A 13456-nucleotide genomic window follows, 5' to 3' on the forward strand; every position below is an offset into this window, starting at 1 on the left:
TTGTTCACCTTTTGATAGACGACAAGTACATGCAGTACTTGCTCGGGGCTTCATAGATTTCTGCCTGTACAGAAGGAGAAGCCATTGTTACTATCTTATGACCGGGCTTTGAATTAATATCTAAAATCCATAAATTATAGTCAGGATCTATCCCAATGTCTATTCCTAATTCAAAAAGAGGGGAGATCGACTGGTCAATCGCAGAAGGAAGATGTTCCACGATGACCTGCAACTTTTTTTCTAATTCCTCTCTTTTTGCACGTTGCAAGCCCTGAGTAATGACAGAGAAAGGAAGCATTTCCCCGCCACCTGCAAGATTGGATGTAATATGGCTCTTTGGGCCTGTCCGGATACACCTTACTCTTTCTGTCCAGTTTCCATCTTCATTTTTTTGTAAAAATATCCTTAAATCAAATGGAACATGCTTTTTATTTTGCAAAGGTAAAAATGGTTGGAAAATATATTCTGAAATCTTCATACGGCTATGTAGCCACTTTTTTAGGTGATGGTCTGTCTTAAATATATAGAGTGATTCTCCTGGCTGAACCACTTCTTTTACGATATATTGACCTTCGATTCGTTCGACCTTTATTAATCCCCTCCCTTGGGAGCCGTTGATGGGCTTGATAAGCCAACTGTCTTTTAGACGGAAGTGAGATAAGAAAAATGTGACGCTGGTTAGTTTCTTTGTTAGTGGAAAGAAAGGTTGAATTTCCTGTATGGATGATAGCTTGTTATAGACATCCCATTTGTTTGGAAGTCCGTATCCAAGGAACTGTACATTTTCCTGCAACTTCAATGAATCTGCTCCTGTCTTAAAGAGTTGCGCTTTCTTCGTTCCGTAATAACAGCGGTCATAAATAAAGGAAGGAATGGGAAAGGTGGCATCCTTCCATTCCTTTTTGTCTGAAGTGTACATAAGGCCTGATACGTGAGATTTACTTTCTGTTAATTGAGTTGGTGAAATGATGCACATCATGACACCATTTTTCGCAGCATGTTCGGCTATTTTTGTAAGATAAGAAGTCGGTTGTGAAAATGAGAGGACACCTAGGGTGATCATATTATCTCTCCTTTAAGTGTTCGTGTATAAGATATAGACAGTAAATGATGACAGCTTTGGCAGAAGGGCGGATGATTCTTGGGTTTGCTGGTTGATCTAAATTCTTAGAAGGTTTGGTATTTACCTCAATGATCCAAGGATGACCATCGGTATCAATAGCAAGGTCAATGCCCAATTCACCGAAAACCCCTTCTGAGGCACCCGCGATTTCGTTTGCCACTTCAAGTGCCAATTCTTTTAAAAGTTTACGGATTTGGGGTAGTTCCTTTGTGTCAAATTTCGTTCGAAGGACATGTGTGACAGAAAGCATTTCTCCCCCTTGGGCAAGATTTGAGACGAATGAACCGCTCTTGGATGCTCTGGCGGTAGAGGAGGTAACCTGCCAGCGATTGTTTTCAGCCCGATGACACAAATAGCGGAAATCAACCGGCCTCCCATCTAGGTGAAGAAGGTCTAACCCTTGCTGAAGAATATATTGTCTTTTTTTAATTTCAGGAGAAAGTCGCTTGTACAAATCGGTAATACTGCTGTATGGTTGTGATACTTGTTGTTGAAAGGAAGAGTAATCTAGTGTGAATCCTTCTTCCGTTTTAGAGACTTTAAATATTTGTTTTCCTTGACTGCCATTGATTGGTTTCAAAAAAAGCGTCGAGTGAGTTTCTAGCCATGACTCCAGACGTTTGGCTGAAAATAGTGCAGTCTCTGGCAAATAAGGGGCCAAGTGGTCAGCGGCGGCAAGTTGCTCATGCACTGTCCATTTATTGAGAAAATGATCATTAAAGTAAGGAATCTCCCATTCTTGCAGTTGTTCGGTTAATTCATGAAACATTTCACTCTTCTCATTCGTACGTTTATGGAGACGGTTATGCACCACTTGAGGATAAGGAAGCAACGCTTTGTTCCAGTTACTGTTCTCTAAGTAGTATCCTTCTATATGTTTTTCTTTCCAATGATTGTGAAGCGAGAAAACATAGAAGATAATGCCGATATCCTCAGAATAGTTTGCTAACTCCATGCAATACTCTTCAATAGACTTAAGGTCGATACAATCTTCATCCTTCATTCCGATTTCAGTGAGGAGTGCGACTACAGGACCAATATGGAGTGTGTTGGATTCCCTGTTATACGTGATGAGGTATGTTCGTTCTTCTTCAAAAAGAAACAAGGACTTTTGGATACTGCGGTCCATCTTCAACACGTTTTCTACTATATTGATAGTTACGATATTACACGTCATTGTATTCCGGCTGCATTGAATGGTAAGTAAAGATATATGTTCTGGAAGCTTTAATTTTTTTGCTAAAGCTTCACTTATTTGTATAATTGGTACAGGTGTATTATTTTCAAAAGGTATTACCCTTGCTGCTAGAAAATTCATGTTTTTCCCTCATTTTTGTCTAAGGTTAGGCTGTTTAGGAGAAACAGGGGAATTTGCCCCACAATCTATAGTATTGAAATGCAGATAAATCGGTGATTAGAAAGAGGTTGACGATAGATGGATATCTTGTTTGTTATTGTGATGATGATGGCGATCGGCGCCTTGATTGGAGGGGTTACCAATTCCCTTGCCATTCGAATGCTTTTCAGACCATATAATCCTGTTTATATCTTTGGAAAACGAGTGCCTTTTACGCCTGGATTGATACCAAAAAGAAGAGCGGAACTTGCAGACCAACTCGGAAAATTGGTGATGGAGCACCTTTTGACCGCAGAAAGTATGAAAAGAAGACTAATGAACAGTTCTTTTAAGGAAAAGTCAGAGCAATGGATTAAAGAAGAGGTGGACCGATACCTTGAAAAAGGAGTCAGTGTCCAAGAAGTACTGATGAAGTTTGGAATAGAGGACGCAGAAACACTTTTTCAAGAAAACTTACATCAAATCGTGGAGAGTAAATATGAAGAGGTTATGACACAATTGCGTTCGAAACCTATTCAACAGGTAGTTCCGGCGAATTTGCTGCATTCTGTTGATAGCAATATTCCTGCAGTATCTGAGTTCATCCTGAATAAAGCAATCCACCATTTTGAAAGTGTGGAAGGGAAAAGGCAGTTGTCTAAAATGATCAACGACTTTATCGCAACCAGAGGCAAACTGGGAAGTGTGGTCCAAATGTTTATGGGCAACTATCCGTTGGTCGATAAAGTGCAGCCGGAAATCATTAAATTCCTCAAACATGATGGTACAAAAGATGTGCTAATAAATGTTCTGTATCGCGAGTGGAATAAATTGAAGGAGATGGAGGTTCAAGATCTCGAGAATAAAATCTCTAGAGAAGCAATACTTACCTCTCTTCATACAGTTATAGATCGTACAGTGAACGTTCCAAAATGGATGAATAAAACGGTGAAGGAAGCAATAGAACCTATCTATCCATGGATGATGGACAAATTAATCCCTTCCGCATTCTCCACAGGCAGCGAGCTCTTGCTGGAGAAATTAGAAGAACTGCTTGTAAGATTAAAGCTCGAGGAAGTGGTGCGAGATCAGGTCGAATCCTTTTCCCTGCGAGAAGTGGAAGAAATGGTCCTCTCCGTCTCCCGTCGCGAACTAAAACTAATCACCTACCTAGGAGCCCTACTAGGCGGCCTTATCGGACTGCTACAAGGACTGCTGGTGCTGATTTTATAATAATATCCCTTGTAGATTGGAGTGCAAGGTGAGAGACTCCGGCGGGAAGTAGCGGTAGCTTGAGACCCCACAGGCGAAGCCGAGGAGGCTCAAGCACCGTCCCGCGGAAAGCGAATACCTGAAACGGAAATCTACAGGAGTTAGAAAAACTCCTCCCCCTTATGGTTTGAATGACTCTGGCATGTTTGTTATACTGGTCACTAGCATGCCTGAAAGATGGGCAAAAAAGGAAGGAATGACGTACAAATGGCAAACAACGTATACGATGTAGCGTACAACCTAGAAACAGCAGTAAAAGAAAGTGACGAGTTCAAAAACTTACAAACTTTATATAAAGAGGTATTCGCTGACGAAACAACAAAAAACATGTTCGAAAACTTCCGCAACATTCAACTTGAACTTCAACAAAAACAAATGAGCGGTCAAGAAATCACACAAGAAGAAGTAGAACAAGCTCAAAAAACGGTTGCAGTCGTTCAACAAAACGAAGCAATCGCAAAACTTATGGAAGCTGAGCAACGCATGAGCATGATGGTAAGCGAACTAAACAAAATCATTATGAAGCCTCTTGAAGAACTATACAGCGACGTAGATTCCGCTAACTAATAGTTGGGTGGATAGAAGCTTGTCAGGGAAAAACGCATCTATAAAGGTGCGTTTTTTTCTTTCTCATTTTTTCTCTACCTGATGCTACCTATGTTCTATTTCCCCAAATTTCCTCATACTCATATCAATAAGTACAAACATCTTAGATAAGGAGGTCTCTCCATGATATACCGCCTGCTCGCCATCAATATAGATGGAACGCTATTGAAATCAAATGGAAGATTGGCAAAGGAAACGAAAGAAGCGATAGAGTATGTGAAAAACAAGGGAGTCTATGTGACATTAGTGACCGGCCGAAACTTCGCTTTTGCTAAGAAAGTGGCTAAATCTCTGAAACTGGATACGTTTTTAGTGACACATGGAGGTTCATTTATTGCCTCTAAACTGGAGCAACCTCTTCATGTGAAACGGCTGTCAGAGGATAAGACATTCAATCTTGTGCAAGTGCTTGAAAATTATGATTGTACCGTAAGGATCTTGCACGAAAGATATTCCATTGGAAACAGACTTCGAGGTGCCAACAACTTGATGGCTAGGGCAGTACTAGGTTCTAGTGATCCATTAATTTACCCAATGCAATTTGTGGAGTCTTTAGGGGATACGTTAATTGACAATCCTATTGCACCACCGAAAATAGAGGTTTATTTTACAGAGCCAGAAGAGAGAGAAAGAGTATTGAAAACCTTGAAATCCGCGTTTGAGGGGATTGAAATTCTTGTTCATGCTGACGGAAAAGTGGATATCTTACCTGACGGTGGAACAAAGATGGATGGTTTGTTGACTCTTGGTGAAGTGTTGAAAATTCCACCGCAGGAAATGGTGGTTATTGGTGATACGATGGAAGACCTGCCTATCATTGAAGTGGCCGGACTCGGCGTAGCAATGGGGAATGCCCCTAAAGAAGTGAAGCTTGCTGCGGACTGGATTACTCGAACCAATGATGAAAACGGAGTAGCCTATATGATTAAGGAACATTTCCGTAAACAACAACGCATTGCCTTTTTAAATAAAATGAAAATATAGTATAGTAGGGAAGAGACAGACTCTGTAAGTGGAGTTTGTCTTTTTTATTTGTCATGGATACTTCTTTTCTAACGGTATTATCTTGATATGCATCGGCTACATCCGTTACACTAGTGGAAGTGAAAAATCTTGCTGAAAAACAAGGCAAGTGTGAAAGGTGATTAAATTGAAGATTGCTATAAAAGGTTTGCATGATGATAGATATCAGCGTCCGTTATCATTGATTGCGGATTTATTTTTTGAAGAAACAGAAGTGGTGCTGGGAGAAGACCCATCCTCTGAATTAAAGGTAACGTTTGAGGCGGAAGAGAAAGGTACTACGTTTATAGTAAAAGGACAACTCGGCGAACTTACTTGTTCCCATGAGAAAGAATTGGGCGATTCAGACGAAAAAGAAAGCTTTCGCCGTAAAAAACAAGCCGTGTCCTATGTTTATTTGACTCTTCTGCAAGAGCATACAGGAATTATTCAAAAGTGGGGAATCTTAACAGGAATCCGTCCAACCAAACTTCTTCACTCCAAGCTTCAAAAGGGAGAACCGAAAGAAAAAGTCCATCAACATCTGCGTGAAGATTACTTGATTACAGATGAGAAGATAGACTTAATGCAGCAAATTGTAGATCGCCAGCTTGATGTTGTGCCAGATTTACATGACTTGGGTGATGAAGTCAGCATTTATATCGGGATCCCATTCTGCCCGACTAAATGTGCGTATTGTACATTTCCTGCCTATGCGATTAATGGAAAACAAGGGAAAGTGGACTCCTTCCTTGGCGGACTACACCATGAAATCGATGCTATCGGTGCCTGGTTGAAGGAAAAAGGAATTAAGATTACCACGGTTTATTATGGTGGGGGCACCCCTACAAGTATCACGGCAGAAGAGATGGACATGCTTTATGAGCAGATGTATGCTTCGTTCCCTGACATGGAAAAAGTTCGCGAAGTAACAGTGGAAGCCGGACGTCCCGATACGATAACACCGGAGAAGCTTGAAGTATTGAAAAAGTGGAATATTGACCGCATCAGTATCAACCCACAGTCTTATACACAGGAAACATTGAAAGCGATCGGTCGCCATCATACCGTGGAGGAAACTATTGATAAGTTCCACCTTGCGCGTGAGATGGGGATGAATAATATCAATATGGACCTGATCATCGGTCTGCCTGGTGAAGGGGTGGGAGAGTTCGCCCATACACTAGAAGAAACGGAAAAGCTGATGCCGGAATCATTGACGGTCCATACGCTATCATTTAAACGAGCTTCTGAAATGACGCAAAATAAGAATCGCTACAAGGTGGCAGATCGTTATGAGATCGGGAAGATGATGGATATGGCGACTGAGTGGACCACTATCCACAATTATGTACCGTATTATTTATATCGTCAGAAAAATATACTTGGTAATTTGGAGAATGTAGGATATGCATTGCCAGGCCAGGACAGTATTTATAACATCATGATTATGGAAGAGAAACAGACGGTCATTGGACTTGGATGTGGGGCATCAAGTAAGTTTGTACACCCAGAAACAGGGAAGATTACGCGGTTTGCCAATCCGAAAGATCCTAAGTCCTATAATGATGGTTTTGAACATTATACGGATGAAAAAATTCGCATTTTGGAAGAACTCTTTTCATCTAGAAACTAACAGGAAAGTGGGGACTTAGGTCCTCGCTTTTTTTATTTGATAGGAGAATCGGTTGATTTCCGTTCCAGGTGCTTCGCTTGCCTGCGGGCGGGTCCGTTAGCCTCCTCAGGCTTCGCCTTCTGGGGTCTCACCTGTCCCTTCCTCCTGCTGGCGTCTGCGCGCCTTCCACTTCAATCAACAAGATGGCTTCATTTGCTTAAGGTTTTTTCGTAGAGCGAGACCACAGTCGCTAGAAAAATATGTTAAAGTATTTGGTAAGACAGATAATAACAACTATTCAACAAAAAAAGCAGGATTGTTTAACAACATATAAAATTTAGATAAAGGAGTTGAGCAAGTGATTGGTTATTTTATAGTCTTATGGTTGATTATTGGCTTTATATTCATTTTTGCTTCTGCCAACAAAAAATCATCTACTAAAAGAACACTGTTCGGCAATTATTTATTTTTTACTTCATTAGTGGGATTTCTAATTTCATTTATACTTAATATCTTAATATATTTTGAATTTATTAAAGAGGGACTTTTCACAGGTAATAATACCGCTAATAGTTGTACAGCTTTTATTGTAGTTGCTTTGATTGCCAAATATCTTATAGTACGGGAAAATAATAATCCACAAGAAATATATTAATAATAAGTCAGCGGCAATTAAGCACTATGATATTGAGTTAATTAGGTGCTAGTACCAAAAGTAAAATATACATTATAAGGTGATTTATAATTATGGAAGTCTTTTTTGTCATACAAATCAACACTAAACACTAATTGAGCCAATTTTATGATATGACAACTGAAAAAACTATTAATGTTTCTTGATAAAACAAAATTTCATTTAAATTAGATGGGGCTTCTTTTATTCGGCAATCTAGGAGTGATAGTTGCAGAGTGTGATTTCCTTTCTTTATAGAAGGAGGATTGTTGATGGATTTTTGTAAAGGTGGGGGTTGAATATGAAGAATAAGCAGGCTATTATCTGGTCTGTAATTGTAATCGTACTTATCTTAATTTGACTGTTTACAAGGTAACAAATATCTTCATCAATCTAGGAGCGATTGTTGAATGATATAAAGTGATTTAAAGAAGGAGGAATTATATTGGTTGCCACCTTAATTGTAATCGGAATAATAATATTGGTCTTAGGGATTCTAACACCTATTGGTTCGGGAACAACAATTTTCATTTCTGTAATTTTATTTGTTATGGCAATTGTATTATCGTTTAGGAAAAGAAAAGTTTCAAATACTTAATTGCTAAGCTATATAGGGCGATTTTTGAATGGAAGTCCTCTCGTTAAGGTTACAGACATTTACAAACTATAAGGGATTTAACTCAAGAGCTTTACATACTAAATTATAAGGAGTGGTTATAGGTGGGAGCATTTAATCCGCAAGGCTTGGTAACGTTTATACTAATAATTTCAATTGTGCTGTTTTTGTTTTGGATGATTTTCAAAAAGATTAAGAAATAATATACATGTTTTAAAAATGGGTCCCTATACAGTTAAATAGGATAGGAGCTTTGATGAAACATTGAAATATTAAAAATAGGGTTACAACCTTCTCAAGTAAACCGGTCATAGTTACCAGGTTTTTCTCATCCCTTTTATATTTTTTACTAAATGAGTGAATAATCATTCATTTTTAAGCGCTTTCATATTATACTAGATATATATATCTTAGAGGGGGGAATGGGATGAAGCTTGAAACAGGTGAAGTACTGACTTATTCGAGAACATTCACTGTGGAAGAAATCCTTCAATTTGGTGAGGTTTCAGGAGATCAAGGCATGCATCATTTGGAAAAAGATGAGCAAGGCAGACTAATGGTTCATGGTCTGTTGACTGCAAGTATTGGCACCAAAATCGGGGGAGACATGAATTATATCGCAAGAGAAATGAACATGGAATTCCTCCGGCCCGTCTTTACAGGCGACACCATCACCTGTGAAGCTACCCTCACCAATGTCCAACAACAAGAAGGCTACAAACAAGTCCAAGTCACATCCATCTACACCAACCAAAAAGGCAAACAAGTCCTCCTAGGCAGCAGTAATGGTATTATTCGAGATTAAAAGAGAAATTCCTGCGGGGGTCTGACCCCCGCACAGAACTTTAATATTTCAGAAAATTCAACTAATAAAAGGTAAGAAAGGGTGTGTTGGGATGAGTACGGTTAATGTGTTAATTCAAGGTTCGGTTGTGGTTTTGGAGCTTAATAGACCTGAGGCGTTAAATGCGATGAATGTGGAAATGTTAGAGGAATTAGATCGTGTTCTGGATGAAATTTCGCAAAATGAGGATGTCAAAGTGGTTATTGTTAGAGGAAGTGGGAATGCGTTCAGTGCTGGTGGAGATATTAAAATGATGCTGCAAGAAAATGTGGGCGGAGACTTTGACCAGGTGATGGATACGATTGGTTCCATCGTTACTAAATTTTACACCATGCCAAAAGTGACAATCAGTGCCCTTCACGGTGCTGCTGCAGGGCTAGGCTTAAGTTTTGCACTTGCCAGCGATTTTGTTGTTGCTCACACTTCTACAAAACTAGCGATGAATTTTATCAAGATCGGTTTAATTCCTGATGGTGGCGGTCACTTCTTCATGGAAAAACGTCTTGGAGAAGCGAAAGCTAAACAGATGATTTGGGAAGGTAAAACGATTTCTGCTGAAGAAGCCCATGGATTGGGGCTTGTTGATAGTTTGGTTGGAGATCAAATGGAAGAGGAAATTTCTCATAGGGTTGGAGCACTTCTGCAAGCTCCATTGCAGGCGATGTTGGAAACAAAATTAATATACACAAAGCAATCCTTGCCACGCCTAGAACAAATTCTAGAGTTGGAAAAGAATGCACAGCGTAGAATGAGGGTGTCTCAAGATCATAGAGAAGGTATTCGTGCCTTTGTTGAAAAGAGAAGGCCGCAATTTAGCGGGAAATGAAATAAAGAGGAAAAAGCTGCTCCTTGAATGGGGCAGCTTTTGTATTTAACAGCTTTTTTCTAAGCCTACAGTCTTATATTCACTTAATCCTCCGGTACATTACCAGGAAGAAGAACTTCACTTATACTTAATATCATCAGAGAAAAACGGAGTGGGTTGTGTGCATATAATGGAAACTGGCAAAAAGCCGATAACGGGGATAGGACTCATAATACTTGTTTTGCTGGTTTATTATATAAGCAAATTTATGGTAATGGCAGAATATAAGGGACTGGAGAATTTACTATTAGAATATGGTTCTATGGCTAAATTTCTCTTTTTCATGCTGTGTTTGGCTCAACCGATTATTTTACCTCTTCCGGAGGCGGTGACCATTCCTGCGGGGAGCGTGGCTTTGGGGGCATCTACTTCGTTCTATCTTGGTTTTTCCGGTACATTGACAGGCATTATCATTATGTTCTTTATTGCAAGATATGGCGGTATGAAAGTGGCTTCTAAACTGGTGAAAGAAAAGCATTTAACACGATATCAAGAATATGTCAGGAAAAAGGAGACGGTCATTCTTGCACTCTTATTTATCATTCCTGTTCTGCCTGATGAAATTATTTGTGTTGGGGCTGGAATCGGAGCTGTTTCGTTTAAAAGGTTTATTGTGATAGCGTCCTTATCAAAACTTATGACTTCTTTTGTCCTCGCCTATTCGGTTTCCCTGGCAAAGTTTCTAGACTTAACGCCTACACAACTGCTATTATCTTGCTCTGTGATCATGGGAATGGTTGTCTTCACCTCTTTTGCTTTCCATAGATATTGGAACAAAAAACGCATGGAGACGTAACCCTTTATCTCCATGCGCTCATTAGTTATCTGTGAAATAAAACTAGCTTTCCGCTTGCGTTTGTGCAACGGTGTGTAGTGTCGAGATAGTTCAATTCTTCTAATTTCTTTTCTCCTAATGCTTTCGCTTCTTTTTCGGTTGCGGCTTCAAAACTTTCATCCAGTAATGTTTCACCGCTTTTACTGAAAACGGTTAACGTATATTTCCCCATGAGTGTCCCCTCCGTGTCTGTAAAATGAATATTCATTCATTACATTTATTTTACTAAAAGTTTCTTGAAATGTAAAAGTACTATGAAACTATTTAGATTTTCAATCGTATAGGTAGTGTAAAACATAGGAGGGATAACGTCATGGCATTACAGATAGATGGTGTAACCAAAAGGTTTGGCAAGCATGTGGCAGTTAATAATTTGACCTTGGAAATACCGGAAAGTGAAATGTTTGGGTTCTTAGGTGCAAATGGAGCAGGGAAAACAACTACTTTCAGAATGGTACTTGGATTATTGGAGCCTACAGAAGGCAAAGTTTCTTGGGCTGGAAAACCAATTACATATAAAGAAAGTCACCTGGTAGGATACTTGCCGGAAGAAAGAGGTCTTTATCCGAAATTGACGGTAAAGGACCAGATGATCTATTTGGGCAGATTGCGAGGAATGGAGAAGGCGGAGATTTTAAAGCAGCTGGACTATTGGTTAAAGCGCTTCAAAGTACCACAGTATCTTAACAAAAAAGTAGAAGAGCTTTCAAAAGGAAATCAACAAAAAATCCAGTTTATTGCGTCCACCATTCATAACCCGAAATTGCTCATATTAGATGAACCTTTCAGCGGCCTGGATCCGTTAAATGTAGAACTTTTGAAAGAGGCGGTAGTGGATCTGAAAAAGCAAGGGACTTCCATCGTCTTTTCCAGTCACCGGATGGAACATGTAGAAGAGCTTTGTGAGCATTTATGCATTATGCATCATGGTCAACCTGTCGTGCACGGTTCTCTTAGGGACATTAAGCGTTCATTTGGGAAAAAGAATGTCATCATTCATGCTGATTTTGATTTAGGGTATTTATCCAATGTAGCGGGAGTGACCAAAACAAAGCAGACAGCGGAAGGCATGATTCTTCAAGTGGAAGATGAGGATGTATCTCAGACCTTGCTGCAACAAATTACAGGTAAAGGCTATATCCGCAAGTTTATCTTGGAAGAGCCGTCCTTGAATGATATTTTCATAGAAAAGGTGGGTGCTTCTTACCATGAATAAATTTTTGATTATCTTAATGCACACCTACATGAGTAAACTGAAATCTAAATCATTCATTATTTCTACTTTGATAACAACGCTACTTATCGTTGGTGTGACAAACATTCAGTCTATCATTGATGTTTTTGATAAACAGGAAGACAAGATAGTAGCAGTAATAGATGAAGAGGGCACTATAGCACCATTGTTAGAGCAGCAACTAGCAACAAACCCCAATAGCAATTTGAATCTTGAAGTAGTATCAGAAGAGTCAGAAGCTGAAAGTAAAGTAACTGAGGGAGAATATGACGGGCTTCTTGTGCTTTCAACAGACCAGAATGGTTTACCATCTGGTGTGTATAAAGCCGCTTCCATCACTGATTCAGAAACGATGACACAAGTGGAAGTGATGCTTCAACAAGTGAAAAATGAGTTGGCAACAAGTCAACTGGGGTTGTCGCAAGAAGAAATCGCTCAACTTTATACGCCTATTAATTTTGATGTCGTAGCATTAGAAGAATCTGCAAAGTCTGCAGAAGAGTTGAACCAGGCACGTGGATTGGTTTATGTATTACTGTTTGTTATCTATTTTTCTGTCATTCTTTATGCAAGTATGATTGCAACGGAAGTCGCAGTAGAGAAATCTTCTCGCGTCATGGAAATACTGATTTCGTCTGCATCTCCCATTATGCATATGTTTGGAAAAATCCTTGGAATTGCCTTATTAAGTTTAACGCAACTGGCATTCTGGATCCTTGTCGGCTATTCATCATTAAGCAGAAATTTAGATGGTATGACGGAAGCCGGCGGAGTATTTGAATTTTTCGGTGTCGGCGATCTACCTGTAGCGACGTTTGTGTACGCCATCGTCTTCTTCTTGCTAGGATATTTCCTATATGCAACGTTTGCCGCTTTCTTGGGCTCGCTTGTTAGCAGGATTGAAGAAATCCAGCAGATGATTATGCCAATGACTTTATTAATAGTGGCAGGATTTATGATTTCCATGTTCGGGCTTGGTAACCCAGATAACTCTTTCATTCAAGTAACGTCATTCATTCCGTTTTTTGCACCAATGATTATGTTCTTGCGGGTAGGAATGTTGAATGTTCCGATTTGGGAAATCAGCCTCTCCATTGGCATATTGGTTGCAACCATTATGTTGTTGGCCATATTTGGAGCAAAAGTGTACCGTGGGGGAGTTTTGATGTACGGTAAATCATCTTCACTGAAAGATATTAAGAAAGCATTACAACTGACAAAAAACAAGTAAACTATCATGTGGGACTTTTTTCAAAAGTTCCGCATGTTTTTTTTTGAGAAAGTATAAAATCCTGTTGATTTCCGTTCCAGGCGCTTCGCTTGCCTGCGGGCGGTCCGTAAGCCTCCTCGGCTTGCGCCTGCGGGGTCTTACCTGTCCCTTCCTCCCGCGGGCGTCTTCGCGCCTTCCACTCCAATCAACAAGATGGCTTCATTT

Annotated in this window: 13 protein-coding genes; 10 read left to right on the forward strand and 3 right to left on the reverse strand. The window is 39.7% G+C overall.

Annotated features, from left to right (window positions below):
• Positions 1–4 precede the first annotated feature (4 nt).
• Together B4U37_RS06275 and B4U37_RS06280 are read right to left on the reverse strand one after the other, a co-directional pair.
• Complete coding sequence (locus B4U37_RS06275) at positions 5–1063, reverse strand: YheC/YheD family endospore coat-associated protein (protein ID WP_088017536.1); 1059 nt, start codon at positions 1061–1063, stop codon at positions 5–7.
• A gap of 1 nt (position 1064) precedes the next feature.
• Positions 1065–2441 (reverse strand): YheC/YheD family endospore coat-associated protein, encoded by a 1377-nt coding sequence (locus tag B4U37_RS06280; protein WP_088017537.1) that lies wholly within the window; start codon positions 2439–2441, stop codon positions 1065–1067.
• A gap of 117 nt (positions 2442–2558) precedes the next feature.
• On the opposite strand from B4U37_RS06280, the gene B4U37_RS06285 reads away from it, so the two are divergent.
• The 8 genes from B4U37_RS06285 (at position 2559) to B4U37_RS06320 (ending at position 10748) form a co-directional block, all read left to right on the forward strand.
• Complete coding sequence (locus B4U37_RS06285; RefSeq protein ID WP_088017538.1) at positions 2559–3692, forward strand: DUF445 domain-containing protein; 1134 nt, start codon at positions 2559–2561, stop codon at positions 3690–3692.
• A 246-nt stretch (positions 3693–3938) separates the two neighbouring features.
• A complete protein-coding gene (locus B4U37_RS06290; protein WP_088017539.1) occupies positions 3939–4298 on the forward strand; it encodes a YlbF/YmcA family competence regulator in 360 nt (119 codons plus the stop codon).
• A gap of 162 nt (positions 4299–4460) precedes the next feature.
• A complete protein-coding gene (locus B4U37_RS06295) occupies positions 4461–5321 on the forward strand; it encodes a Cof-type HAD-IIB family hydrolase (protein WP_010198469.1) in 861 nt (286 codons plus the stop codon).
• Between the two features lie 166 nt (positions 5322–5487).
• Entirely contained in the window at positions 5488–6975 is a 1488-nt protein-coding gene (locus B4U37_RS06300; RefSeq protein WP_088017540.1) for a coproporphyrinogen III oxidase, read from the forward strand.
• Between the two features lie 337 nt (positions 6976–7312).
• Positions 7313–7609: a hypothetical protein gene (locus B4U37_RS06305; protein ID WP_088017541.1), complete on the forward strand. Its 297-nt coding sequence runs from the start codon at positions 7313–7315 to the stop codon at positions 7607–7609.
• A gap of 1061 nt (positions 7610–8670) precedes the next feature.
• The gene (locus B4U37_RS06310; protein WP_088017542.1) at positions 8671–9048 is read left to right on the forward strand and encodes a MaoC/PaaZ C-terminal domain-containing protein; all 378 of its coding nucleotides are present in this window, start codon (positions 8671–8673) and stop codon (positions 9046–9048) included.
• Positions 9049–9139: 91 nt separating this feature from the next.
• Positions 9140–9913, forward strand: a complete 774-nt coding sequence (locus tag B4U37_RS06315) for an enoyl-CoA hydratase (RefSeq protein WP_088017543.1) — start codon at positions 9140–9142, stop codon at positions 9911–9913.
• A gap of 169 nt (positions 9914–10082) precedes the next feature.
• Entirely contained in the window at positions 10083–10748 is a 666-nt protein-coding gene (locus tag B4U37_RS06320) for a TVP38/TMEM64 family protein (RefSeq protein WP_245840063.1), read from the forward strand.
• A gap of 25 nt (positions 10749–10773) precedes the next feature.
• On the opposite strand, the gene B4U37_RS06325 is transcribed toward B4U37_RS06320, so the two are convergent.
• The gene (locus B4U37_RS06325) at positions 10774–10959 is read right to left on the reverse strand and encodes a YhzD family protein (RefSeq protein WP_010198317.1); all 186 of its coding nucleotides are present in this window, start codon (positions 10957–10959) and stop codon (positions 10774–10776) included.
• A gap of 141 nt (positions 10960–11100) precedes the next feature.
• Here B4U37_RS06325 and B4U37_RS06330 point away from each other — a divergent pair, with 141 nt between their 5' ends.
• Complete coding sequence (locus B4U37_RS06330) at positions 11101–12003, forward strand: ABC transporter ATP-binding protein (protein WP_088017545.1); 903 nt, start codon at positions 11101–11103, stop codon at positions 12001–12003.
• On the forward strand, positions 11996–13252 hold the full coding sequence (locus B4U37_RS06335) for an ABC transporter permease (protein WP_088017546.1): 1257 nt from the start codon (positions 11996–11998) through the stop codon (positions 13250–13252). Before B4U37_RS06330 ends, B4U37_RS06335 begins: the two co-directional genes overlap by 8 nt.
• The last annotated feature ends 204 nt before the right edge of the window (positions 13253–13456 follow it).

This window comes from Sutcliffiella horikoshii, assembly GCF_002157855.1.
In the GTDB taxonomy this organism is placed as follows: Bacteria; Bacillota; Bacilli; order Bacillales; family Bacillaceae_I; genus Sutcliffiella_A; species Sutcliffiella_A horikoshii_C.